The sequence below is a fragment of the Photobacterium aquae genome, assembly GCF_001029445.1.
Classification (GTDB): domain Bacteria; phylum Pseudomonadota; class Gammaproteobacteria; order Enterobacterales; family Vibrionaceae; genus Photobacterium; species Photobacterium aquae.
On sequence record NZ_LDOT01000028.1, the window covers coordinates 1 to 23544 of the forward strand.

Annotated in this window: 26 protein-coding genes and 3 pseudogenes; 11 read left to right on the forward strand and 18 right to left on the reverse strand. The window is 43.0% G+C overall.

Annotated elements, in window-relative coordinates:
* From ABT56_RS18225 to ABT56_RS18255, 7 genes and pseudogenes are all read right to left on the reverse strand, one after another.
* A pseudogene (locus tag ABT56_RS18225) lies at positions 1-698 on the reverse strand (ATPase); the annotation flags it as partial.
* Between the two features lie 50 nt (positions 699-748).
* The gene (locus tag ABT56_RS18230; RefSeq protein WP_047880346.1) at positions 749-1819 is read right to left on the reverse strand and encodes a hypothetical protein; all 1071 of its coding nucleotides are present in this window, start codon (positions 1817-1819) and stop codon (positions 749-751) included.
* Between the two features lie 310 nt (positions 1820-2129).
* The gene (locus ABT56_RS18235) at positions 2130-3107 is read right to left on the reverse strand and encodes a helix-turn-helix transcriptional regulator (protein WP_047880347.1); all 978 of its coding nucleotides are present in this window, start codon (positions 3105-3107) and stop codon (positions 2130-2132) included.
* A 272-nt stretch (positions 3108-3379) separates the two neighbouring features.
* A complete protein-coding gene (locus ABT56_RS18240; protein ID WP_047880348.1) occupies positions 3380-3604 on the reverse strand; it encodes a hypothetical protein in 225 nt (74 codons plus the stop codon).
* A gap of 55 nt (positions 3605-3659) precedes the next feature.
* Positions 3660-4178: a metal-dependent hydrolase gene (locus ABT56_RS18245; RefSeq protein WP_047880349.1), complete on the reverse strand. Its 519-nt coding sequence runs from the start codon at positions 4176-4178 to the stop codon at positions 3660-3662.
* Positions 4175-4904, reverse strand: a pseudogene (locus tag ABT56_RS18250) (hypothetical protein). Before ABT56_RS18250 ends, ABT56_RS18245 begins: the two are co-directional and overlap by 4 nt.
* Before the next feature lie 49 nt (positions 4905-4953).
* A complete protein-coding gene (locus tag ABT56_RS18255; RefSeq protein WP_047880350.1) occupies positions 4954-5676 on the reverse strand; it encodes a hypothetical protein in 723 nt (240 codons plus the stop codon).
* A 260-nt stretch (positions 5677-5936) separates the two neighbouring features.
* Between ABT56_RS18255 and ABT56_RS23350 the strand changes: the two genes are divergently transcribed.
* The 3 genes from ABT56_RS23350 to ABT56_RS18270 all read left to right on the forward strand — a co-directional run bounded on the left by ABT56_RS23350 (position 5937) and on the right by ABT56_RS18270 (position 9544).
* Positions 5937-6629 (forward strand): PIN domain-containing protein, encoded by a 693-nt coding sequence (locus ABT56_RS23350; RefSeq protein ID WP_053062554.1) that lies wholly within the window; start codon positions 5937-5939, stop codon positions 6627-6629.
* 1051 nt (positions 6630-7680) lie between these two features.
* A complete protein-coding gene (locus tag ABT56_RS18265) occupies positions 7681-8733 on the forward strand; it encodes a replication initiation protein (protein WP_047880351.1) in 1053 nt (350 codons plus the stop codon).
* A 190-nt stretch (positions 8734-8923) separates the two neighbouring features.
* Complete coding sequence (locus tag ABT56_RS18270; RefSeq protein ID WP_047880352.1) at positions 8924-9544, forward strand: recombinase family protein; 621 nt, start codon at positions 8924-8926, stop codon at positions 9542-9544.
* Positions 9545-9697: 153 nt separating this feature from the next.
* On the opposite strand, the gene ABT56_RS18275 is transcribed toward ABT56_RS18270, so the two are convergent.
* Together ABT56_RS18275 and ABT56_RS18280 are read right to left on the reverse strand one after the other, a co-directional pair.
* Positions 9698-10465, reverse strand: a complete 768-nt coding sequence (locus ABT56_RS18275; RefSeq protein ID WP_047880353.1) for a uracil-DNA glycosylase family protein — start codon at positions 10463-10465, stop codon at positions 9698-9700.
* Between the two features lie 40 nt (positions 10466-10505).
* Positions 10506-11123 carry a hypothetical protein gene (locus ABT56_RS18280; RefSeq protein ID WP_047880368.1) on the reverse strand — a complete coding sequence of 206 codons (618 nt, stop codon included), beginning with the start codon at positions 11121-11123 and terminating at the stop codon, positions 10506-10508.
* A gap of 230 nt (positions 11124-11353) precedes the next feature.
* Here ABT56_RS18280 and ABT56_RS24040 point away from each other — a divergent pair, with 230 nt between their 5' ends.
* The 4 genes from ABT56_RS24040 (at position 11354) to ABT56_RS18295 (ending at position 13904) form a co-directional block, all read left to right on the forward strand.
* Positions 11354-11602, forward strand: coding sequence for a hypothetical protein (locus tag ABT56_RS24040; protein ID WP_157037903.1), 249 nt, complete (start codon positions 11354-11356; stop codon positions 11600-11602).
* 69 nt (positions 11603-11671) lie between these two features.
* Entirely contained in the window at positions 11672-12907 is a 1236-nt protein-coding gene (locus tag ABT56_RS18290) for a hypothetical protein (RefSeq protein ID WP_047880355.1), read from the forward strand.
* A gap of 18 nt (positions 12908-12925) precedes the next feature.
* Positions 12926-13123, forward strand: a complete 198-nt coding sequence (locus tag ABT56_RS24670) for a DUF4258 domain-containing protein (RefSeq protein WP_169753945.1) — start codon at positions 12926-12928, stop codon at positions 13121-13123.
* Between the two features lie 19 nt (positions 13124-13142).
* A complete protein-coding gene (locus tag ABT56_RS18295) occupies positions 13143-13904 on the forward strand; it encodes a uracil-DNA glycosylase family protein (RefSeq protein ID WP_047880356.1) in 762 nt (253 codons plus the stop codon).
* Positions 13905-14004: 100 nt separating this feature from the next.
* On the opposite strand, the gene ABT56_RS18300 is transcribed toward ABT56_RS18295, so the two are convergent.
* Positions 14005-14604 carry a recombinase family protein gene (locus ABT56_RS18300; protein ID WP_047880369.1) on the reverse strand — a complete coding sequence of 200 codons (600 nt, stop codon included), beginning with the start codon at positions 14602-14604 and terminating at the stop codon, positions 14005-14007.
* A gap of 306 nt (positions 14605-14910) precedes the next feature.
* On the opposite strand from ABT56_RS18300, the gene ABT56_RS18305 reads away from it, so the two are divergent.
* On the forward strand, positions 14911-15930 hold the full coding sequence (locus tag ABT56_RS18305) for a DNA-binding protein (protein WP_240478354.1): 1020 nt from the start codon (positions 14911-14913) through the stop codon (positions 15928-15930).
* 109 nt (positions 15931-16039) lie between these two features.
* Here ABT56_RS18305 and ABT56_RS18310 read toward each other — a convergent pair whose 3' ends face one another.
* Complete coding sequence (locus tag ABT56_RS18310) at positions 16040-16441, reverse strand: H-NS family histone-like protein (RefSeq protein ID WP_047880358.1); 402 nt, start codon at positions 16439-16441, stop codon at positions 16040-16042.
* Positions 16442-16906: 465 nt separating this feature from the next.
* On the opposite strand from ABT56_RS18310, the gene ABT56_RS24045 reads away from it, so the two are divergent.
* Positions 16907-17212, forward strand: a complete 306-nt coding sequence (locus ABT56_RS24045) for a hypothetical protein (RefSeq protein ID WP_157037904.1) — start codon at positions 16907-16909, stop codon at positions 17210-17212.
* A 236-nt stretch (positions 17213-17448) separates the two neighbouring features.
* On the opposite strand, the gene ABT56_RS18320 is transcribed toward ABT56_RS24045, so the two are convergent.
* Positions 17449-17772, reverse strand: coding sequence for a hypothetical protein (locus ABT56_RS18320; RefSeq protein ID WP_047880360.1), 324 nt, complete (start codon positions 17770-17772; stop codon positions 17449-17451).
* Between the two features lie 11 nt (positions 17773-17783).
* A complete protein-coding gene (locus ABT56_RS18325; protein WP_047880361.1) occupies positions 17784-18107 on the reverse strand; it encodes a hypothetical protein in 324 nt (107 codons plus the stop codon).
* 195 nt (positions 18108-18302) lie between these two features.
* Between ABT56_RS18325 and ABT56_RS18330 the strand changes: the two genes are divergently transcribed.
* Complete coding sequence (locus tag ABT56_RS18330) at positions 18303-20072, forward strand: hypothetical protein (protein ID WP_169753946.1); 1770 nt, start codon at positions 18303-18305, stop codon at positions 20070-20072.
* Positions 20073-20446: 374 nt separating this feature from the next.
* Here ABT56_RS18330 and ABT56_RS18335 read toward each other — a convergent pair whose 3' ends face one another.
* Positions 20447-20647 carry a hypothetical protein gene (locus tag ABT56_RS18335; protein WP_047880363.1) on the reverse strand — a complete coding sequence of 67 codons (201 nt, stop codon included), beginning with the start codon at positions 20645-20647 and terminating at the stop codon, positions 20447-20449.
* On the opposite strand from ABT56_RS18335, the gene ABT56_RS18340 reads away from it, so the two are divergent.
* Complete coding sequence (locus tag ABT56_RS18340) at positions 20646-20939, forward strand: hypothetical protein (protein ID WP_053062555.1); 294 nt, start codon at positions 20646-20648, stop codon at positions 20937-20939. The genes ABT56_RS18335 and ABT56_RS18340 overlap by 2 nt on opposite strands.
* A gap of 59 nt (positions 20940-20998) precedes the next feature.
* Here the strand turns inward: ABT56_RS18340 and ABT56_RS18345 are convergent, their stop codons facing one another.
* The 4 genes and pseudogenes from ABT56_RS18345 to ABT56_RS24255 form a co-directional block, all read right to left on the reverse strand.
* Complete coding sequence (locus ABT56_RS18345; protein ID WP_047880364.1) at positions 20999-21307, reverse strand: hypothetical protein; 309 nt, start codon at positions 21305-21307, stop codon at positions 20999-21001.
* Between the two features lie 18 nt (positions 21308-21325).
* Positions 21326-22102 carry a ParA family protein gene (locus tag ABT56_RS18350; RefSeq protein ID WP_047880365.1) on the reverse strand — a complete coding sequence of 259 codons (777 nt, stop codon included), beginning with the start codon at positions 22100-22102 and terminating at the stop codon, positions 21326-21328.
* 152 nt (positions 22103-22254) lie between these two features.
* On the reverse strand, positions 22255-22554 hold the full coding sequence (locus tag ABT56_RS24675) for a YkgJ family cysteine cluster protein (RefSeq protein WP_084722394.1): 300 nt from the start codon (positions 22552-22554) through the stop codon (positions 22255-22257).
* Positions 22536-23544 (reverse strand): annotated as a pseudogene (locus ABT56_RS24255) (ATPase); the annotation flags it as partial. The pseudogene ABT56_RS24255 and the gene ABT56_RS24675, both read right to left, overlap by 19 nt.

Consider the following 23544-nt stretch of genomic DNA (forward strand, 5'->3'; position numbering starts at 1 on the left):
ATCTCATCTTCTAATTGACGTTTCTTATGTTGCTCCTCTTTGGTTTTATTAGGCATTGAAGTCAGCTTGTGTTGATTATTTTGGATGCTGATTTTTTTAGCTTCAATGGTCTTTGGCACAATTTCATTGAGGAATTTATCCATTGAATGTGCAGATTTCAGGTTATTGATATATGAATGCGTTGACTGAAAGTTAGTGTTTTGATTCGCGATATCTGAGCCCGTTAAACCAGCAAGAACACGGCCGGGATCGTTGTGTACTTCATGTGAGGAGATGATATGGTCGGTTTGACGATTTTCATTTTGCGCCATGGTTTTGCCGCGGTAGACATCGTGAAGTTTACCTTCTTGATGAAGTTTTTTATCCGCTCGGCCTTGCTCAATGTAGTTTTGATGGGTGTGGTAAAGATCTACCTTGACGGGATTCCCATTTTTATCCTTAACAACTTCTCCGTTACTATCTCGTTTTACTGGTTTGTAGTCGCCACGGTTCTCATATTCCAGTTTGATCTTATCAGAGATGTGGATAGAAGAATCGCCGTTGTGGTATTCACGAACGTTATGTATTGTGGCAACGTCTCCTCCTTTTTTGTCCTCAAACAATAAAAAATCGAGAGCAAATGAACTAACCAAGCTTTGTACTACTGTTTTGTTGAGTTCTTCCATCAAAACAAAATCTTTGCGAACCAATGCTGTCATATATGTATTCCATTTAATGAGGGGGCCTCTGCCCCCTCGTTTAATATGTCTTAGAGTTGTTCGAAGTCAGCATTTGCTTTTATGAGTGTTTGCTCAATTGCCTGCTGGTTGAGCACTTGCATACCTTCACTGTCGGTTTCAATCTCAACGATGTTGTCAGCGTTAACTACAACCTGTCCTTGTTCATCCATTTTTGGTTTGAATAACGGTGTGGTAATAATATCGGTAAGAATTGCCGCTACTTGGTAGCCATTTTGAATAATCTGGATGACATCATCGCTTACTTTATCTAAATTTGTTCCAATCTTGATCAGTTGTTCCATTGCTTTCAGGCTATCAAAATATTCTTTGAATACTTCATAAAGGCGGTGGGTCTCGGCATAAATTTGCTCTGCATAGATATGTGTCATTGAGAGTTGTACCGCGCCTTTTTCCATTTTGTTTAGGGCTTCGTCCACTTCGCTCCTTGCTCGCCGGGCATCATTCAATGCTTCTTCTGCATGGGAAGCAAATACCCAGCCTGCAATGGCGATGATTGGGGCTGCAACCACTCCGCCCAGCACCATCGCGCCCCCTGCCATACCAAAACCACCGGCCGCAAGGGATCCACCACCAATTGCTGCCATGGTTGCGTTATAGGCTGCTGCCCCGGAAAGCGCGGCGATCGGTGTACCTGTTGAAGCGGCAGCCAAAGCCATCACTCCGCCGTATACCGCATAGGCTGCTGCTGCCCCAGCAACTCCCGCCCCTGCTACTTTGCCCATGTACGCCGTGGTAGAAAGCGCAAGACCGTCAATTTTATTGAGTTTATGTTGAGGAAAGTCGATCACGATTTCTTTCGAACCACTTTCGTTAAGTTTCTTGAGTAGGCTGTCTGCTATGGTTCGGAAGGATTGAAAATCTTCGCCTACCTGCAGCTGTAATTCACCGAGTTTTGTCAGGCTATCCGTCGTTTTCTCGTTGACACCATCGAATATTTCTTTTCCTTTTTCGTAGCTTCTTTTCGCTCCTTCGAGGATCTCATTCGCTTCAGTTTTATCCTGATAGCCGTCGTAGCCTTTTTTGGCGCCATAACCAGCAACAACAGCTGCCGCTCCGGCTAAAATAAATGGTAATGGCATAGTTAGTTCTCCATAATTTGTTTTGCTTCATTCACAAGAATGAGTTGGCGTTGTACCCAATTTGATTTCTTCTAAGCGTGAGGTTGTAATATTTAAGCTCTTGGCAATTTGATTGATTAGAATCGACTCATTCTTAGGTGTTTTTCCACCGGCGTAAACAACGCCAATAAGCTCAGGTCCAACAAAGAATGCCGTTGCTTCAAAGTCGGTTTCTGTATCGCATTGCGCTCTGATGGTTTCTAAAACTAAAAGCTCTTTGTTATCGACTTTATGTTTGGAAACACAAAATAAAGTGGCTTATTTCGTCACATTAAACTGTTGAACAAACATTGTGATCCCTTATTTTGCTTAAAAGTGTAATGTCCGAACCGAACCCTCTTATCCATCTTTCCAGTTGGAGAGAGTCGATTACTGTTGCCGAAATCTTATAGTGACCCTCACATTCTTCGATGATTTGATCCTTTGATAGTGGTGTTTCTAGCAGATGGAACCCCGCTTTTTTTGTTATCAAAAATTCGATAAAACAAGAATCACCTTCACCAAAACCAAATCGTCCATCTGTGTCGTATTTTTCTAGAGTAAAGTCTTGAGGTCGCTTAAAGTTGAATGTTGAAACAACAACTTTTTTAATGCGGTGAATAGCTAATGTTCTCTCGTTATCAAACCCATCAAAACGGCATACCAAGTACAAACGCACACCTTGTTGAGCTAATCCCAGAGGCATCACCGTCGCTGTATGTCTTTTATGTTCTGCGTTGTAATACTCAACCGTGATCAGTCTGTCTTCGTATAGCGCTTCGCTTATTAAACTCAGCACCTCTGGATCCATTTGGGGCGCGAGTAGGGGGATGGTTTCACTTACTACCCGAATTTTGTTTCGCCAGCTTTTAGCTCTTGTGTTAGCTGGGTTATGTTCCAAGTTATATCTAGCTTCATCAAAGTAGGATTCGAGCGAGCTAAGAATTTTGGTAGGCAAAATCAGCTTCAAATATTGTTCAGCAAGGCTGAGTAACAAGGATTCTTGCGTTGTTAAATAGTTCGCACTTAGGCCGTTACTCATCTTTCTCCAAGAATAACCATATGGTTTTGAGCGAGTGTCTCGATCAAGCTCAAAGTTCTCACTTAGCATTTCCAAGTTGCGCTGTATTGTTCTAATACTCCGTTCAATGCCAATCTCTTGAAGCTGTGTATGTAATTCTGGAGCTGTGATTTTTCTATGACGAGGAATTCGTTTTAAAATTTCAAAAGCAAGTGTTAACGATTCTTGCGTATTTGTTCTACTCGTCAAAATAAAATCACTCAAAAAGTATAGTTAAGGGTGAATTTCGTCTTTTTTTTGTTTTTTTTCAACGGTCTATCTAGATATTCTTATGATAATGATACATTGATCAACGTCATTTTGTGTCGCAGGCGAATATATACAACAATATCCATACAAAAATATGACGTTGATAGACTCAAAGTAAGTCTTGTTTTGTTGGGATTTAGTCTGAATACAAACATCTAACGCACTATAACTTTATTTGTAGCCAAAACAACAATCTGCTCCTCGTTACACCATCACCCCGGCAACGCATCAGGCAGCTTATCCAGAAATTCCTCGTCGAAATACACTCCGCGAGGCCGAGAGACTATCCCTAGCTCTATCGAACGCAATGCCACCATATGCTTCTCATCCAATTGCCCCTGGTGTGGGTGGCACGTCACTATCCGGTGGGCCTCACGCACCAACTGCTGGATGGGGTCGTCAAAAATCGCATCTGGATGATAAAATCTACTCGCCATAATCTATTTTAAAGTTAGTATCTTAAAACCATTAATGTATTACCTTTGTAATACATCATATCAACCTAAACCGGTTCGCTTTCCACTCTGCACCATCAATGCTCCCTTGCTGATAGAGTCCGCTCCAATCATAGAAAAAGGGCGCAAACCCGCCGCTCCCTGTCAGATGGCTAAAACCAATACAAGCAATAACCACACCGGCTGCAATAGCGTATTCCACCGGATCACCGGTCCGAAAACGCCCGCCAAACAAGTGAAATCGTCGATCACTATATGGCGAAAACGGCACGCCAGAGACAGTCATTGCATCCGTCATGATATGACTGACACCGCCCCAGGCAAATGCCATCAATATACCGTGATAATCCCATACAAACGTAAATGCCAGCGCGGCAATTAACCAATGGGTAAGGATATGGGTCGGCCCTCGGTGCTTAATATGCCTGCCTGTCAGTTTCGCCACATACTCAAACCAATCCGGTGCTGTCGCACCAGCCACACACGCTGCAACATGAGGCGGCGACAACACCGCACATATCGCCCCGGCGATCAAGGTATGGTTCAACCACTTCATGGTATTGTCCCTGTGGCGGTTTGTACCGGTGGCAAGTACGCCAATTTTTTCAGATAACGATTCACCACCTCTGCTTGCACGTTGTCACACATCGAGATCAACGCCAGCCGGTTCTCAACAATCTGCGCTTCATATTTCAGAATATCGCGCTGGGCAGCAGCTACTTTTTCTAAATATCCCACTTGCTCGGCCATGTTGGCGATCCCTTGTCGGACCCGCGCTTGTGAGCGGGCCTCCATCACCAAATACAACCCCATTTCTCGGTAGGCATGATTACGGTTAGCCAATGCCTGGGCAAATGTTGCCACGTTCTTGGCCGTATTCACGCGCCGTTTATGCTCCCACTCCCTTTCACGGGCTTGCTCTGTGGTGGAATAGAGCGGCATTTCTCCCACCACACCAATGTAGTGATCGGTTATTGCCGGCCAATCGCTGCTATTGAATTGATCAACACTGGAGCGCACACCGGCGACCAGACTGACGTCTATCTTGAATTTGGTCTTTTCGGGGTAGCAGTTGTTCACTGCGGTATAAATGGCATCGGGATCTATTTTTGGCCGGTGCTGGCGTAATGAAATGAGGCGCATCCCCTTTTAGGGTTGGCAACTCAAATGGCTTCACATCCGGTGGCGTTTCAGCCGGCTGTTCCCACGGCAAACTGATATCCCATTGCGGTTCATTGGCTTTAACAGCCCACGGGATGAGGAGGTTAGCCACTATCCACATCACTAACAAAACGTGACAACGTCGCGTAATGGCATTCCCAGTTAAGCGTTTAATCAGCACGGGTTGAACGCCTCCCTGTTCCCATCATCTGCAATCCGCCGATCACCGCGCCGGCCTCCCAAGCGCCAGCAACGACACAAAGTGCCACCATGAACCAAATCAGTACCCGGGTTGTGTCATAACTCACATCACTTTCTAATTGAATACGTTGCGGATCGCGGCGTTCGACAATAGGCCGGATAGAGGAAGGCAGCCGACCTTCTTCGCTGGCGGTCATGATCCAAATTTTGGCTGACATAAGGCATTGGCGGGCTAGTTGGCCTTTGCGGCCGGTGAGCTTATGCGCATCATCGACAAATAACAGGGTTTGTGTATCAAGCAGGTATTCCGCTAATAAATCAGCCTTCTGTTGTAAGTTCAATTTACTCCAAGGGGTTGATTCTGGTTCGTCTGCCGTAAATGTGGCATGCCAGGCTGCAATGCCTTTAATTTCTACCCAACTTGAAAGGGGCATTAGGCTTTCTAGTAACACCGGCTGGGGTTTCTTGCCCCAAATCGCATGTCGGTTATCCCGTAAACGAGTTAACCACCGGCTTTTGCCGGAATCATGCGCACCCATAATGAGCTGACATTGTGTGCGGCGTAAGCTCGTTTCTTTACGACGATGGCTTGGGGCAAATTTACGAGGGGTATCGACGATCAGAGGGGTGATGTAGTGGGTACCGTCTTTCCGTTTTCGTTTGTGATCGGTTCGTAATTTTAAAAATCGCATGCCGCTCCTCTATCCATTGGTTTGTAGCATATCTCAAAATTATTGATGTCGATGCTGCATATCCTGGCTTTTCGGGTGAGTTCAACGTGCCTGTGTAATTGCGTTGTTTCTTGGTTAATTTCTATTTAATTTCCGTTATGACCTAAACACCCGTAGAATAAAAAGAATTTTAACTAGTGATATATAAATACACTCTCACATGTGTTTTAATGTAAAATTGAGAATATGTTGACATGTAAATTAACCGCATGGAATTTTTTATGGCTAGAGAGCATTATATTTTTATTGATTTTGAAAATTTACAACCAAAAGATATAACTCTTTTGAAAAATTATAAGAATGTTTTTGTAAATATACTTGTTGGAGCTCTTCAAAATAAAATATCTTTTGATTTTGTCGCATCAGTTCAAGAGTTAAACGCTAAATATATAAAAATAAACTCAACGGGGAAAAATGCTCTTGATTTTCACATTGCATACTATATCGGATTACTAGAAGATATAAATATTGAATTTTCAATTGTTTCCAATGATAAAGGTTTTGACCCTTTAATTGAGCACATTAAAGATAAAGGAATTCAAATAAATAGAGTTGGCTCTATTCAAGAAGCCCTCAAATATGAAAGAGCTATAGTTAGCAAAGCTCAAGTGACTTATAATATAAATACTAAAAAAGAAGTAAAAGAAAAAACAAAAGAAAAAATAGAAGTAAAAACAAAGATAAAATCAGCTATAGACAATAATAACGGAAAAAATAATATTCACATAAAGAAGCTGAAGGGATATATTAACTTAATGAAAAACAATGGGACAACACCAAAAAAATTAAAATCTCTTAAAAATGCTTTAATTAGCTCGAATATTGTTGATAAAAACAATATAGATAACTCAATTTCAGAACTTAAAAACAATAAAATAATAAAAGTTACAGGTGATAAAATCACGTATTGCTAATAGTCATTTATATCACGCAAGTTCTTAATATCGACTCGGCCGGTGATCTAGTAACACCGGCTGGGGTTTCTTGCCCCAAATCGCATGTCGGTTATCCCGTAAACGGGTTAACCACCGGCTTTTGCCGGAATCATGCGCACCCATAATGAGCTGACACTGTGTGCGGCGTAAGCTGGTTTCTTTACGACGATGATTTGGGGCAAATTTACGGGGGGTATCGACGATCAGAGGGGTGATGTAGTGGGTACCGTCTTTCCGTTTTCGTTTGTGATCAATTCGTAATTTTAAAAATCGCATGCCGCTCCTCTATCCATTGGTTTGTAGCATATCCAATCCGATAGGATTCCCAAGTGGTATGCGGGAGATTTTCGGTTTACATCAACATGGTCGTGTAATCATGCTGTTTCTCGATAAAATCGTTTCTTATCATGATGTTCGGTTAACTGCTGTTAATTTCGTACAGTCAGAAAATTTTTTATCAAAACATAAGGGGTAAACATTATGGATGGTTGGAGGGGGTGATGAAGGCGATAGGGGTGTACGAATATATCGACCCTTTATTTGGAACAGAAAGGATTAGGGTTTCTATTGATAGGGTAAGTGCCAGGGAAAGAAAGAATAAAAACAAAAAGAAGAAAGGATTTGTTTGGGACTGTGGGTTGCTGTGTTAACTCGAAGAGTTATCCACAATCCACAGGCTATATAACAATATATAGATCTATATAGATCTATATAAAGATCTATAAGATCTATAGGGTCTGGAAAATCGTTTATTTTCATAAGCTTGCAAAGTTTGAGGTCACACTTTTTTAGTGCTAAGGTCACATATTTTTAGTCTGACGGTCACACTTTTTTAGTCTATGGTCACATTATCTTAGTCTATGGTCACATATTTTTAGTCTGACGGTCACACTTTTTTAGTGTGTCTGATCGGCCTACCCACATGGTCACACTTTTTTAGTCTTTTTGGTGGTTTTCCCTGTTATGGACATGAAAATTTAGTATGATTTATGACCACACTAAAAAAATGTGACCATAGGCAACAGTAAAAATGACCGATAACCGCAACAAGCGCTTTCAGATCTCGACAGAAAACTCGCAAGAATTGCCCAATCAGTTCTTCAAGAAAAGCCATGAGTTGGTGTTTAGCCAGTTAGGCTTGTCGGCGCGTGAGCACGATATGATGGCCTTGTTCCTCTCTCGCCTTAATCGAGAGCATTGGGAAGATTTTCTGGCCAAGCGTGATATTCACGCCCCGCAATACACGTTTCATTCCGATGTATTGAAAGAGTGGTTTGGTCTGTCTTCTAAGCAGCTGTATCCCACCTTACGGCCGGTTGCTGAGCGCCTGGCGAGTCGTAAGGTCGGTCTCTCGAACGATGATGCGCAGGAATTTGACTTCATTCCGCTGTTTGCTCGGGTGAAATACTCCAAAGGGGCGCTGACAATTGTGCCTAACAGCGAGTTGATCCATGCCTATGTGGATTACTCAGCCGGTCACGCACAGATCAATCACCATGCCTTCCGTAGTTTGAAGTCCGAACATTCCAAGCGTCTTTACACCTTGTTATCGCGTTTTAAAGACAGTGGTACCCAGCTGCACCCACAGCGTATTGAATCGCTTCATGCGCTATATGGCTTGCTGGATGAAAAAGGAAACCTGCTCAAGAAGAGCTACAGCCAGAACAAGGTCTTTATTGATCGTTGCTTGAAGAAGCCGATTGAGGAAATGAGCCAATGCGCAGATGTCAGTAAAGAGCTCGAATTCTTGATTGATGAGAAAAGTGGCAATCTTGGCTTTGCACCGGTCATGCAAGGGCGTCGGATCATTGCGGTAGAATTTCTGTATCGGTGGAAGCAGCCGGTTAATCAGGCAGAGAAACAAGCGCGTGCCGCGTTAGCGCAAGAAACGGTACCTGAGAACCCGATGCTGCAGCTGGTCAGAGAGGCGTATAACATCGTGATGATGTATCCGCTTGAAGGCCGTCTGAATGAGAAACACCTGTTGGCGTTACAATCTGTCGAGTTAGGGATCATCACTTTGCCAGAAGATATCGTGTTTGATGAGATCTTTCGCCAGAATCTAGATAAGGCCTGGGGTTAACCTCAAACGCCCTAGAATCGCTTGTACGCCATTTTCCCCATCACGCAAAATTCACTCCCTACAAAGCCAGATTATCGCTTAGCGTGCCGTAGAGCGCGCTAAGCCGCGCATTATCGACATTTCTCACAGTTCCTTTTGTCAACAGGATCCTTTAGCGTGTATTTAAAGGATCTATTACAAAGGGAAAATCATGGCCAATTACGCTTATCTGCGGGTATCGACAGACAGCCAGGATGTCGCCAATCAAAAACACGGGATCTACGACTACGCCAATAATCACGGCCTCACCGATCTGATGTTTGTCGAAGACACGGTGACCGGTCGTAAAAAGTGGCACCAACGCAAACTGGGGCCCCTACTTGAAGGCATGACGGAAGGGGATACGGTGATCTTCTCTGAAGTCACCCGTATGGCCCGTTCGACCTTGCAAGTATTGGAAATCCTTGAATTGTGCATGGAAAAACAGCTCAAGGTGCACATTGCTAAGCAGAACATGCAGCTCGATGGCTCCCTGCAATCAAAGATCATTGCCACCATGCTGGGGTTGGCGGGGGAAATTGAGCGTGAATTTATCCGCATGCGAACTACCGAAGCACTTGCGGCGCGTAAGGCGGCGGGCTATGTGCTGGGGCGGCCAAAAGGTGAAGCGAAAACCCTCAAGTTAGATCCCAAGCGCGAGCAGATAGAGAAGTATCTGAGTATGGGATTGGGGATCCGTGCGACGGCGAAGTTGATTGATGAAGCACCGAGTACATTGAGTAACTATGTGAAACGGCGTGGTTTGATGAGTGAGGATGTATTACAAAAGTAATACATTTTAAGTAAAAAGACTATCTCTGTATGGCCTTTTTAGTCACGGAACATTATGTTAAATGGTAAGAGTCAAGGAGGACACGTACAAAAAAGGCCGCCTAGTGGCGACCTATATATGCGCTAGAAATGTAATACATCAATGAAAGAAGGCCTATAGGGCAACAGCCTGGAGCAGCTTGATAAATCCCTCGAAGCGGCGTTGGTCAGTCAGGAAACGGGTTGGATGAGGAACGCCGATAAGCTGCAGCTCACCGTTCCGGTAATAGCTACATACATCCTCAGTCGCCATATGTTCGAGGCCCAGCCCTTTGACGGCCGCCGATGTGGCTTCGCTGCCCAGCGATATAATTACTTTTGGTGCGAGTATCTTGAACTCATCTAGCAATACGTGGTTGGCACAGTTGGCGACCATATTGCCTGATGGGCAAGAGCGGTCATGGTTCGGGCTGCACTTGATGGTGTTGGTATATGCGACATAATCGAAGATCCTGCCAGCTTCCTCGAAGGTGATATCTTCTATACCAGAGAAGGCGCGGCCGTGTATTGCACGGTGAGTCAGCGAGGCGTAGATGGCGGCATAGTAGAACACCATGGTGCCTTTGTATTCCGAAGCTCCCCAGTTGATCTTCTTGTTTCCCTCTGCGATCAGCAGAGCTGCTTCGCTGACTAGTTTCTGGAACTCGTACAGGCCGCCGTACTGGTGCGGATTCAGCCCAATGATCGCAATCCGGTCCTGCTGGTAGCAGCTGCCGATATGCGGGAGGAAAATCTCGTTCCAGTCTGCTTTGGATGATTCTATCCCCTCCCAGCACTCGTTGCATTTGGCGCATAGCTGATCCATCCGGGTGGCATAAATGCTCTGGTTGTCGATAGCGATTAGATCCTTGTCCCGGTAGAGGCGTAATAAATCAGTGATCACAATATCAGTTCTTTTATTGGTTGCTAGGTTGTCGGTGTGCTCAGGCTATGGCCTCTATCTTGTCCAGTACTTTCTGGCCGTCGGGCATGCCCGTCATTGTGCGCAGGAACACCACATTGCGGTTGAGGACCTTCTTAATTTCGCCAGCCGGAAGTGGTTTTTCGAGGATCCGGAAATCGTTGAGCTTCTGGTAGTGGCATTCGTCGACATCGTCGTAGCAGTTTCGCTTGAGCGTATCGCCCGTTGCCTTGCCGTAGGCCACAATCCCCCTGCCGTTCTCATAGAGGAAAACAATATCGTCCTTTTTGATCCGGTCGATGTTGAACTTCCACGGATCGTAGAAAGCAGCGGCTACGCCCTCTTCCAGCATGGCGATATGGTTCTCGATGCTGTGGCGTTTGTTGGTGTTCAGCAAATGAAACCGTGATTGCTCAACACTGTCGTCCATGGGCTCGTCGCGGTCTATTTTCAAGGCTTTTTCTGCCACCGCAATGCCCTCTTCCATCAATGCAACCATGGTTTCCTGCTTAGATAGCGACAGATGTTCGGCGAAGGCCTCGATGAACGAATACATTTCCTTCGGCATCCTCACTGTCGAAGCGACCAGCTCCTTTTGTGCCATATTTTTCTGCTCTATCAGTGCTTTTAGTTTGCTCATATTCATACCAATACAGTTTCATTTTGCATTGATTCTATTCTACACACATAACTGAATCAAGATTTAATTATTTTGGTTCTTGCTTGATTCTTTTATGAATCAAAACTGAGGCTATGTGGAGTCAGGCGGGAGAATGTAACGCTCTCCTTCACCTTCCGTGCTATTGTCGCCCGGCTACATCCTAACTTCTCCTGTATCTGCGAATAGCGGCGGCCTAATGTTAGTTGATCATGGATATCCTGATGCAAAGCCAGGTTTGCTCGTCTGCCGCGATATTTACCTTTGGTTTTGGCTTTGGCAATTCCCTGCGCCTGACGTTTATGGTGGGTTTCATGATCATCACGGCTATAGCCCCCTTGGTGAGTCGTTGCCGTTACCCATTCGCCACCACTAATATTTTGGTTGTTTTAATTGTTGAAAAACAAACCAAAATTGGACTGATGGCGCATAATTTTAATTTCTGGTCATTTTATTCTTAAATAAATTGACCAGAAATTATTTTGACGTTACTGTTATTACAACAACAGATAACGTTAAGGAAAACAAACATGATGCTGAATCAGATGTTTAATGAAGAGCTTTATAATGCCACTCAGGAACTGTGTGTTATCGACCCAAAAGGTGCTGTAGTTAGCGATGTCATCGGCCGTTTTGCTGCAAAGCAGCTATTTTCTGAAGATATTGCACGTAGTGTGGATGAAGATGGCTTAATCAGTATTTATTTATTAAAACAACAAGTTATTCATGCTAAATCATTTCTGGAAGCGGTAAGTGAGGTGGATGTCACCAATACTATAAGCGCTGACACAGTAGCGAAAATGGATTTTGAAACCAAGAACTATGCGACCATATATGCGCTACACTTTGCTATTCAAAAACAAGAAGAGGGGGGTGATCCTTTTGATGATTTAACCTTTATGCATCTGGCCCCCACCTGTGATGATCTTAATCGTCTTGTGAGTAGCAACGAAAACAAGTTGAGCCAAGTGCTAACAGAAGAAGATTTCGCCGCTTTTGATAATGATTTTTCGGCGATGCTACGGTGGGCGAGTGACCCTGCTCGTCGCTTTACTCAAGTACCCTCTTCAGGGCGGTACCCTGTAACGGACTCAACTATCATTTATGACTTGGCTGATCTCTCTGATACTAAAGGGCCACTGCTTCCTGAACTAGAAAAACGACTAGTGCTACGTTGCCAAGCGCTTCTTAATCGTAATTTGAAGGAATTGTTAGGGGACTCACTGACGTTAGAACGTTATTGTAATGATAGAAGTAATATCTATAGCTTAAGTCATTCTCTGAAATTAGATAAGACCGCCTTTTCGCAATGGTTTGAAAAAGCACTTAGCGAGCAATTCCGTAATACGAATAAAGTACTGAGTGGGTTAAAAACCAATACAACCTCAGAAGATAAACGTATCTATCGTGAAGATGTCATCAACCTCATTGCCAACAAAGATATACCTATTGTTACTCATCCTATTTATAAATCGACAAGTAAACTTGTCCCATTTATCTGCATCAATACTGAATTGGTTATTGCGGTGGAGATGACTAAATTTGGCAGTATCTTTATGCCTAGGCACCATGCTGACAAAGATCTTCTGACTGAACTGCCTTATGGCATGTGTAAGCTGTATGAGCCAGTAACCACAGAAACGGTACCTTATGGACGTAATAGTCACTTACGGCAGATCAATGAATTAGCTTGGTGTGAGTTACTTAAGGTGAAAATTCGCACAAAAGAAGAACTAGACAAAGTGATTTCACTGATCAGCGCATAACTAATGCGGGAGGCAAGGATGCATTTATCTCTACATGCACAACAACGAATAATAGAGCGAAATCTCACGCTGCAGGATGTGGAATCAGCTCTAAATTACGGGGTTATTGTAAAAAACAAATCGACTACACAGCGACTAACAATTGAACGTAACGGTATATGGGTTGTTACGACAACAGGTTGGGATCCATATGTGATCACCGTATTTTCAAAATAACAAAAGAAAAGGATATCAAATGTTATCTCAACTTATTCTGCCAATAAAAGCATTGCAATTCCCATTGAAAGTTATGCCTAATTCATTGCTACTACATAAAGATAAATCAATTGAAATGTATTATGCTCCATTTGATCATGTGAATACAGATGCGAAAATTGTCATTTGTGGAATAACTCCAGGACTACAACAAGCAGAAATCGCACTACAAGAAGCACAACAACAGTTAAATACCAACAAGCCTTTGCCTATTATTAGCCAATCAGCCAAAGAAACCGCTAGTTTCGCAGGTCCTATGCGTAAAAACCTAATACGAATGCTAAATCATATCGGGTTACAACATCGGTTAGGCCTAAATGACTGCGAAGAGCTCTTCACTACTCGTAAGGACTTAGTACATTACACCTCTGCACTACGTTATCCTGTCTTTGTGAATGGTAAAAATTACAGTGGCCGCACACCGAAGATGTTAGGGACTCCATTGCTCCGAGAGGCAATAGAGAAATACCTTGGGGAAGAGTTACACCAACTGTCTTCGGATACATTATATGTTCCTTTAGGCGATTCAGTAGCAGACGTGCTTTTCTTTATGGTTGAGCTAGGATATATCAAACGCAATCAAATCTTAGCAGGTATGCCTCATCCATCGGGGGCTAATGCTGAACGAATAGCATTCTTTTTAGGTGAAAAAGCCAGAGAAAGCTTATCTGATAAAACGAATCCTGAGATTATCTTGAGTAAAAAACAACAACTGTTATCAGTGTTAGGTTGCGCGGTTTGATGATACATGAAAAACAAGCGGGATATATTCCTGCTTGTTTTTCTTATTTTGCATAGAGCTGCTATAACATCCAATACCAAGACAAACCCTAACCCTAACCCTAACTCTCCTTCACCACCCGCGCTATCGTCGCCCGACTACACCCTAGCTTCTCTTGTATCTGCGAGTAACTACGGCCTAACGTTAACTGATCACGTATATCCTGATGCAAGGCCATATTTGCGCGTCTGCCACGATACTTACCTTCGGCTTTGGCCTTCGCTATCCCCTGTGCTTGGCGTTTATGGCGGGTTTCGTGATCATCACGGGCCATGGCCGCCCCGAGATCGAGCATAAATTCTGTTAACGCGAGAGTGATACTATTTTGCTTGCCCGAGCTAAACACAGCATGGGTCATTGGCTGATCGGCCACCACAATCACCAACCCTTTAGCCATGATCCTTGCCTTCAAGGTTTTCCATTCTCCCCAAGGCAAGCGCGTGAGGCGATCCATTTTTTCAATCAGCAGAACATCACCGGCTTCGCTATCTTCTATCAGGCGATTGAGCTCCGGTCGTTCCAACTTGGTGCCGGATTGGTTTTCGGTGTAGTAACCGGCAATGCGATGATTAAAGCCAGCAATGAACTCGCGTAATTCATCTTTTGCACGGTGGGCATCTTGTTCTGAGGTAGAAGCTCGCAGGTAGGCGCGGATCAGCATCATTATCACCAAATCAGTTCATTTTAAGTTGGTTTCCTAATTTGGTTCATTATAAGTGGTTTTGTTTTTACGGCAATGCGGGGTGATGAGGTACGGCAAGTGGTTTCGTTGGGGTATAGCTATTTGATACTGGTGTTTGCCTATTTGATTACTTTGCTGAGGGGCAATTTATCTGCGTCCATAAAGCAATACGGGTATGACTGCTGCCTTATATCGGTAAGATAAATTGTAATGCATTATTGTAATTACGATAATTACAGTAAAAATCGTAATTACGGTTTGCTTGTACAGTGTGTTTTTTATACAATGTTTAGAGCATCAAATTTATGGGGAAGTGAAGCGATGGTAGCGGCGAAAGTAACAGTAGAGAACGTATTTGCGGTGGCGAATCGCATTGTTGATCAGGGAGAAAAACCTACCGTGCTTAAGGTGCACAAGGCGCTTGGTGTTGGAAGTTACAGCACTATCCAAAAACACCTAAAAGCCTGGGAGGAATCGGATGCTGGGCTTGAGGCTATGAAGGCGGCACTCCCTGATGAAATCGTCCTGCCAAACAATGCTCAGGATGCGATGGCTGATGCGATGAAAATCATTTGGGCTGCCGCACAGAAAGCCGCACAAGCGATCATTGAAAAGCATCAACTGGCGATTCAAGCAGAAAACGAAGAGCAGGAAGCTATGATTCGTGATGTGCTTGGAAAAGTTGAAACAACAGAGCTACGCCTAAAAGATGCGGAAGCCCGTGTTCGTCAGCTTGAGTCTGAACGAGATGCTTCTATTGATGAACGCGCGACCCTTCGCCAGCAGTTAGATGCATCGCAGCTTGAACTGTCCCGTGAGCAGAGTGCTCATCAAGAGATGCGAAATCAACATGCCTCAGAAATGAAGATTGCTAATGCACAGGTTGATGAACTTAAGCAAGCGCTGGCGAAGTCAAATGATGCCTTGTCGAATAGCCAACATGAGTTGATCGCCGAGCTTTCCCGCCATGATGAAAGTAAGCAGCAGTTAGCCTCCGTGTCTGCAGAGCTGAAGGCGAGTGAACGTTTGTTGGGTAATCTGGAAAGCCAAATCGCTGAGCTTAAGGTGGGGAGTCGAGAGTATCGTGATAGTGTCACTGAAACCCGTAATGCATTGACTGACGCCCGAGTCTCGGAATCGGCGCTGGGTGCTGAGCTTAAAGATGCACGTAATGTTATTGATGAGTTGAAAGTACAGCTGGCGGAATCACAGAAAATGTTTACTGATCTTAAAGCCGATAACATTGACTTGCGCAAGGCTCTAGATGGTGAGATTGCAACTTACTTAAAAGGATTAACTGCTTAAATTGAAAGGGTAATTGATTTGTAAATGTAATACATTTGTATTTCATCCCTTGTTTTTTGTGGTGATGTGAATGTAAGTCAAAGCCCCTATGAGCGGGGCTTTGATGGGATCAAATCAGAAAATCATCCAGTGATTTCCCTTCATTCTCGATAGCTTCTTTTAGGGGGGCGGGCATTCGGCCTTGGCCGGTCCAAGTACGCTCTTCACCATCAACAGTGAATTTATATTTAGCTGGACGAGGGGCGCGTTTCGCTTTTTTCGGTGTATTGGCCAGTGTCGCCAATAGCTCTTCAGGATCGATACCGTCAGCGATCAGCATGGCGCGGTATGCATTCAATTTCTCTTCTTTTTCTTGTTTGGCCTGGCGAGATTCTGCTTCGGCTTCTGCACGTTCGGCAACGACCGTTTGAAGTTTTTCCAGGGCTTCTTGAAGTTGTTCTAGAGTGAATTCGTCACGGGCTGCGGCGCGCAATGAGCGCAGGTTTAATAGTGTTTTGAATACGTCGTTCATGATTAAAAGGTGTCTTTAAAAGGAAAAAGTCACATTACACTAAATTCTAAAATTAAACTATTTGTTTGTATAACAAAGGTTTGTTTTTTGTTTGTTGTACTTTAGTGTATTACAATTGTAATACATTAATTCTCTAGCGGTGACTTTCCCTATAATAATGCCGCCCAGCGACAGCATGCCCGCTTCCTGCAGCTTCCACTCTTGGCTTTCACGCGAAAACACCTCGCATGCCGAGCGTATTCATGCTGCGCATCAATGGCATGCCAGGTTCGCGTCAAAGCCATCGTTTCAGCTTTCGTCAGCCGGCATTCGCTGGGCGCTTTTAGATCGGTTACCAACCCCCATCCCCCAAGCTTGGGGGGGGATGGCCACCCATATTAACATAATGAAATTTATGCGAAGTTGCTACGCCGCTTCCGCCAGACAAGCTGCCGGCGGCTGGGCAAATTCAAGCATAAAAGCATTATGTGTAAATGGGGGCGCAGCCTTGCAGGCTGTAAGGCCGCCAGCAAGCTGGCGAATGTTTATCGTCCCATGGTTACGCCATCGGCCGGGCAGGTTCGTCGCACCAAAACACAAACGGCGTGTTTTCGTGCGGTTGCGTCCGTCATTGTCTTTAATGGTTTTCGTTTGCTGTTCGTGTCGCATGTTGGCCGTTCCGGCCAATCCAACTGGCGCAAGCGCCTCGTTGGCCACCACATCCCCCGCCCACCCGGCGTTGCCCCGTCTTTTTGTGTTAACGCTAAACCTGTCTTGGCTCTTTACTTGTAGTGGCGTTTTTACAGGCAAATATCAGCGGGGCAACGGTGGTCTGGTCGTGCTGTTAAGGTAAGTTTTATATTAAATTACTGAATAATGATGGAAGATGAATATTATTAATTTTCTTATCTTTAAATAACAGATCAGAATCCATTGACTAAATTTAGCTAACAATGTACCGGTATCATCGTTAGTTATATCCTCATTAAAATCTGACTACTGTTATAGTCTAATTCTTCATGACTCATTTATTGATCACTGCCACAAGCTCCACATGTCCTTGCATGAAATTCAAGATAAATTGTATATGTGGCGTTATTCATTCTTATTTCATCAATATCTTTTTGAGTATAGTTATTGTCGTGACTTAGTATTTCACAAGCTTCATTTGCAGGAAGCGTTAATTCGACAATATGTTCATCTTCATTTTCTGTGATATTTTCTATGCTATCAATAACTTCTGATTTTTGATAGCTATCTAAGTAACACCACTGCCAAGGGTATTGTTTAGCTTCAAGGTATTCCCGACAGTTACGGTCAGAACCATCAGCGCAAGGTAAGTTTACTATCATATTAAGGCCTCTTATCTAAAGTTATACGTTAAGGTTGCAGTATGAATGTTACTGGTCATGTGTGTGTTATTCATGCTATTTCTTATTAATTGGTATGTTTTTTCGCCGGTTGCAATTCCCATCATATGTATAGCCATATCTGTGGCCTTTCGTAATGCGGTTAAATATTCGTCACCATTATTCATCAATAATCGAATTGTTTCCTGTACCACTGCCTCAATTCCGTATTGATTTACGGCCATTAAAAAGTGGTACAGCTCATTGTGTGCATTACATGCCACTCTTCTGGCTATGACGCTATTGAACAAGCTTTCTGCGGCTTCTTTAACAGGCATTTCTCAATCTCTCATGGTTGGTGTTTGTTAATGCAATTAGATAGCAATAGTTGTTGCCTGTCAATATGAATATTGAATTTAAATTTATATGGTTTTTTTTGTTCAATTTTGACTTTGTGGTTTTTTTTGAATATTGCATTTGTTTTTTTGTATTCACTTTTTTGTTTTTTTGTTTTTTTGTATATTGATTGTTTATTGTCTTATTTGTTTGGTGGTATATTCAATTTATTGCATTTAATTGTTGGTTTTTTTATGTGTAAAAATGAAGATGTAACCGCGATCGATGAGATCTTGAGTAGTTCCCGTATTCAAAAAGTTAATCCTTTTAGCTATGCCATAGATGGGGTTCTATCTGAGTGGATACAGCTGTTATTAGTGATTGAGCGTATAAAGGCGGATAAGTCCACACAGAAAACACTTCAAAAAATCGCCGGTTTCACCAAAGCTTTCTTAAACAATGACGATGTAGATGAGAAAACGTGTGATTCGCATGCTTGTTCCTCGGTAAGTTATAATCCAGTGAGACCTTCTTATGATGCACAACGGATGAAGAAATGGGGTTACTTACACTATTTTTTTGTAACGTTAGATGAAGGAATGAAAGATAGGTTTTTTTTGTCTAAAGTGGCAGCACAACAAGTCAAGGGTGGTGAACATGACTCAAAAGATCTACTTCTTGATGTCATACCTGAGCTATGCGATGTGTTATCATTTTCATGGGATAATTTAAACGAAATTAGGATGAACTATCCACACTCACTAATACTGAGGGGAGTTATAGAAGGCAATGAAATATTAAGAGCTATAGAAAACCTTATTCGTTTTGATAATGATGAGTTTCAGTCTATTAGATATCGAGTGGTTTCTGAGTTTATAGGTGATGTTCGAAGAGGTTATACTTGCTATCCAAAAGATATTGATTTCAATCAAGCGTTAAAATATAGGCAAGATTTAGTTAGAGATATTAACGAAAAATTATATCAAGCATCACTATCTGAAACAGTAAGATTAATAAGAGAAATAAATATTAGTGCTTGTTTGTGGATTGATAATGATGGCACCAATCTTGGTTTAAATTCATTGCTTTCAGATGGGATAAATTTAAAACCTACTGATAGTGGCGTTGATATATATGTTTCAAATGATCTTTTATTAGATACACTTAACATGAGTGAGCAGAGTGAGTTTATTAGCATTTTAATGTCAAAACTCTATGGTTATATCAAAGATAACAATAGGTTAAGTGATGATGCGAAAGAAAAAATTAATCAGCATCAATATACCGAAGCTAATAGTAACAGGCATCTCACTAAAAAGTTAGTGGCGAAGGTTAATAATTATAACTCATGGATATTTAATCAGAACAATTATATTTTAAACAAAAATAATGACTTGAAAATATCAAAGAGCGTTATTGTTCGCGGTATTAAGTTTTCTATCTGGTATGATGATTATTTGTTGTGCAATAAAAAGAATACTTTAAATGGCGCGACTGAGTACAGTGTTCATGTTGATAGTGACGCTAGTCCATTGACTATTAAACAGTCTTATGAGTTCGTTAAACGTTTTTCAACTAAGATTTTGCCTGCTTTTATCTATGAGCAGACAAAAGAAAGATTATATGACTTTTATATTTTTGATGATATTTTATTAAAGCCGCTAAATGTAAACATGTTCTATGCTGCAAAGTCATATGTTAATAAACTTGATTCATTATTTAAATGTGATAATGATTCATCTGATTTTGACAGTGTTTTGACTTCATATAAAGCAGTGAAAAGATTGTTATCTGAAAGTGACAGTGCTGATTTTGATTATGTTGAAGCATATGAGATGATTTTAAGTAAAAAGTATGAGGTGAATTTTGGTTATTATGATCCCATTTCATCTGGAAAGATTAACATGGGAACAATAAAGAGAAGTAAATTTGAATCATTGTTGAAGTTTAATTTGGATGTGTTTTAATTAACTTAACAAGGGGCGTAATAGTTTTTTTCGCTCCTTTTAGTATAAACTAATAAAACTGCCGTCCATGCCCCATTACTCCGTATATAACCTACATTTATAATGAACTAAATTAATGGCAATGTTGCTGTTCTATATTTACCTGCGTGCTTCCTCTAAATGACAATATTCCTACTGTGCAAGAAGTCATACATCAAATAGAAGCAAATCCCGCTCTACCTCACACGCCTCTTCTGCGCTCATACTTCGCTGGTTTCGGCGGTTCGACCAAGCCAATAGCCAACACAAACAGCGTGTTTAGTCATTGTCTTGGCCCTTCGGGTCACGATCGGGGCTAAAGAGCGTTTCGCCGTTTGCGGTAAGTGTTGGTAAGGTTACGTGACGTTGTCATGTCCCATTTTTCTCCAGGGTTTCTCGCCATCGCATTTCCCGCTGCCTGTTTTACCGTTGCCCACCATAACCTTGCCAGCAAGGGTGAAATGCACGCTAAGCGCCCTTGCTGACAAGAACATGTCGGTCATGCGGACAGGCAGGCGAAAACGGCGATGAGAAACCCCAAAAGGAGAAAAGCCCATGGTACATGCCAACTACCCGCAACCAACCACCACTAAGCCGCAACCGGCGAGCAACGTATCCCCGTTGCATCAGTCAGGCTCTACAGCAATGAGCATCGGAAAAGCCGAGTTTGTTGTTGATCGGTCGCTCTATGTTCTTTATGAAAATCTGAGAATGTTAAATCCGAGCGTGTTTGACATGGTCAAGGCGTTGAATGTTGTACTGGTACAGCAAGGATGGGCAATTAATACGTGTGAGGATTTAGAGTTTTTTATTGATTTGATCGAATCATATGAACAAGAAATGCCGTAAACCCCCCTCATTCGGGTAAAAAATCAGGGCGCCTATCGGCGCCCCGCTTTTAGGTTAACTTAACACGCTTCATTAATCGCTTGGATCAACGCTTTTTGGTTCAACTTTCCACGCATGTGGATCAGCCCCCGAAACAGTTTGGCGCCGGTGATTTTTTTCCCTGTCGCTTCACTTAACTCTTCCAGCCATTGTGCCAGCTCGGCCTTGTCATCTTCTGGTAGGCGCATGGGTACCGGCGAGGTACCGGTCGTGACATTGCGGCGCGTACCGACAGTAGTGATTTTCTCGGTTTTTTTGGGTGCTGTGTCTGTTTCAGCTTTACGCTGTGTGCGACGGTTTAGGGCCGTCGTCCCTTTTAGTTTAGTCATGTTAATGTATTACATTTGTTATACATTTAATCTTGCAATTACTTCTTTTGCAAGGGCTTTGTAGTCATTAAGAGCAGTTGAGCCTGGTTTGTATGTCAACAGTGGCTCTGAGCTCACGCTGGCTTGACCAATAGCTTCGGTGCGGCGAATGGTGGTGCTGAGAACCTTGTCATCGAGACCGTCGAGTTGCTCGTTGAGGAAGTTGTTGATCAGCTTGTTGGCCTTGGCGTATTCATTACGGAATACCACAAAGTTAACATCATCGGTCTCTTTCACCTCTTCTAACGCATCCAGTAAGTCCGCCAATCCATTCAATGAAAACGAACCGCCATCAACGGGGATCAGGAATAAGTCAGCCGCCATCATGGCGTTTACTGAAGTCAGGCTTAGGTTGGGAGGACAATCCAAAACAACGACATCATACTCATTTTTCAGCGTTTCAAGCTGCTTTAGTAAAATGCGTTCGCGGTGCACTTTCGTCAGGCTTTGTTCAATTACACGACTGAGTCGAATATCGGTCGGGCACAGTGATAAATTCGGCAGGTTATCGCCGCCGGCTTGCGCTGGAATGATTGCTGTGCGTAGCGGGTGTTTTTTCGCTGATTCAAACACATGCGAAATGGTGGTATCAAACTCGAATTGGCCGCCGCTCAACACCACGGTCAAATTGGCCTGTGGGTCGAGATCGATGGCGAGGGTACGTTTGCCTTCTTTAGCAAATTGTGCGCTGAGGTTAATGGCTGTTGTGGTCTTGCCCACACCGCCTTTTTGGTTAATAACTGCTATAACGTTCACGGGGTTTCCCTCTCCTTAGTGTATTACAAATGTAATACACTTCTGGTTGTAAGCCAATGAGAGTTTATCGAATAAATTGATGCCTAAGCCAGAGTGGTTGATTTAGAGGGCGGTGATGAATAAATAGCAACAAGCTTAGGCAATGATAAGGTCTATTTTTGTTTTATCCTGTCAGGCAACTGTTCACAAATGGCCAAATTTAACGAAACGAATTCATCCCAGGTAAACTGCGCGGCATAGTGACGTTCGAACTGCAAAGCAACTCGGCAAATATCTGGTCGTTCTTCATATATCTGGCATTGCCTAGATATCGTATCGAGGTGACGGCAGATACCATCCCCTCGGTCCAGAGTTCTCGTTTGATCAGATAAATGAACATTCGCACAACACTTACCACATCCATTGCATGGAAAGGGCTGCAAGGATGAATTGGTTAGAGTTTTTTCAGCCAACTTCTCGTACTCTCAATGTTTCCTGCTTCAAACGGTAATGCAATACCGCGTCGCTCCACTTCGTTGGCCAGCACAAAGCATCTTTCATACTCACAGGAGAAGGATTCTAAGTTGTTTATGAACTGACTCATTTCTGAAACGGATAAGTTAAATTCCAGCGAGGACAATTCGATCAAGAATCGGTCTAGTTCTTGATTCACTTTCTGAAAGTACTCAAGTGTTCTTTTCGCTTCAGATTTGTATTGATTTAGAAAATTCCAAACTTTCTGCATGATCTCGCTATGGTCGAGGAAATAAGTAATTCCTAGTGTCATTAAGCCAGTTGCAACAGCACTCAGAAAGGCCGCTATTTCGGTCCCAAACGGAAACGTCATGACATTGGCGAGGTGGCCATTCAATATGACACCCATGGCAACAGCAATGCCGGTTGAGAGGATGCGTGTAACTTCGCGGGCTAGATCGCCGGCCGGTAGTTTGTTCGGGTTCAGAAAAAGTAGCTTTGCAGCAGAAACTAAACTTGACCAAGTTTCTCTGATCAACCGTCCCAATAGTTTCTGTGTAGTAAAGAAAATGTTCAGGATAGTGGTGGTAATGCTAGATAGCACGCCTGCCATCGCCCCGTTTTTGAATTCTTCAATCAGGTCTTTAAAACGCAGCTTAATGCGCGACCAAATATCTTTTGCCAAAGACTGCATGCGGTCTAAAAACAGTTCTAGCGTAAAGTTATCCTGCGCATCTTTAAACAAGGCTGGTACGTGCTCTTTAAGTTCAAACCAGATCTCGGCGAATACCAGCCCCAAGGCCTGGCGTATGCCCATTTTTATTCCGCTTTTGGCCGACTCATATCCTGTGCTTTTAATGAATTTGCTACTGGTGTAATACTCAATATTAATTTGTTGGTTGTAGTGTTTACGGGCTTTGGCATCTGCCTTATGCATGGCTTCATGGTCGAGGCTTTCAAGCGTCTCAAGGTGGCGTTTTTCTTTGGCG

Coding starts and splice junctions, on each gene's coding strand:
- ABT56_RS18270 (WP_047880352.1), top strand. CDS start 8,924: ATGGCCAATTACGCTTATCTGCGGGTATCGACAGACAGCCAGGATGTC.
- ABT56_RS18325 (WP_047880361.1), bottom strand. CDS start 18,107: ATGCCTGTTAAAGAAGCCGCAGAAAGCTTGTTCAATAGCGTCATAGCC.
- ABT56_RS24670 (WP_169753945.1), top strand. CDS start 12,926: ATGCATTTATCTCTACATGCACAACAACGAATAATAGAGCGAAATCTC.
- ABT56_RS18305 (WP_240478354.1), top strand. CDS start 14,911: ATGTTTAGAGCATCAAATTTATGGGGAAGTGAAGCGATGGTAGCGGCG.
- ABT56_RS18310 (WP_047880358.1), bottom strand. CDS start 16,441: ATGAACGACGTATTCAAAACACTATTAAACCTGCGCTCATTGCGCGCC.
- ABT56_RS18290 (WP_047880355.1), top strand. CDS start 11,672: ATGATGCTGAATCAGATGTTTAATGAAGAGCTTTATAATGCCACTCAG.
- ABT56_RS18345 (WP_047880364.1), bottom strand. CDS start 21,307: ATGACTAAACTAAAAGGGACGACGGCCCTAAACCGTCGCACACAGCGT.
- ABT56_RS18320 (WP_047880360.1), bottom strand. CDS start 17,772: ATGATAGTAAACTTACCTTGCGCTGATGGTTCTGACCGTAACTGTCGG.
- ABT56_RS18295 (WP_047880356.1), top strand. CDS start 13,143: ATGTTATCTCAACTTATTCTGCCAATAAAAGCATTGCAATTCCCATTG.
- ABT56_RS18300 (WP_047880369.1), bottom strand. CDS start 14,604: ATGCTGATCCGCGCCTACCTGCGAGCTTCTACCTCAGAACAAGATGCC.
- ABT56_RS18265 (WP_047880351.1), top strand. CDS start 7,681: ATGACCGATAACCGCAACAAGCGCTTTCAGATCTCGACAGAAAACTCG.
- ABT56_RS18340 (WP_053062555.1), top strand. CDS start 20,646: ATGGTACATGCCAACTACCCGCAACCAACCACCACTAAGCCGCAACCG.
- ABT56_RS18335 (WP_047880363.1), bottom strand. CDS start 20,647: ATGGGCTTTTCTCCTTTTGGGGTTTCTCATCGCCGTTTTCGCCTGCCT.
- ABT56_RS24040 (WP_157037903.1), top strand. CDS start 11,354: ATGGATATCCTGATGCAAAGCCAGGTTTGCTCGTCTGCCGCGATATTT.
- ABT56_RS23350 (WP_053062554.1), top strand. CDS start 5,937: ATGGCTAGAGAGCATTATATTTTTATTGATTTTGAAAATTTACAACCA.
- ABT56_RS18230 (WP_047880346.1), bottom strand. CDS start 1,819: ATGCCATTACCATTTATTTTAGCCGGAGCGGCAGCTGTTGTTGCTGGT.
- ABT56_RS24045 (WP_157037904.1), top strand. CDS start 16,907: ATGTGTAAATGGGGGCGCAGCCTTGCAGGCTGTAAGGCCGCCAGCAAG.
- ABT56_RS18245 (WP_047880349.1), bottom strand. CDS start 4,178: ATGAAGTGGTTGAACCATACCTTGATCGCCGGGGCGATATGTGCGGTG.
- ABT56_RS18240 (WP_047880348.1), bottom strand. CDS start 3,604: ATGGCGAGTAGATTTTATCATCCAGATGCGATTTTTGACGACCCCATC.
- ABT56_RS18280 (WP_047880368.1), bottom strand. CDS start 11,123: ATGAGCAAACTAAAAGCACTGATAGAGCAGAAAAATATGGCACAAAAG.
- ABT56_RS18255 (WP_047880350.1), bottom strand. CDS start 5,676: ATGCGATTTTTAAAATTACGAACCGATCACAAACGAAAACGGAAAGAC.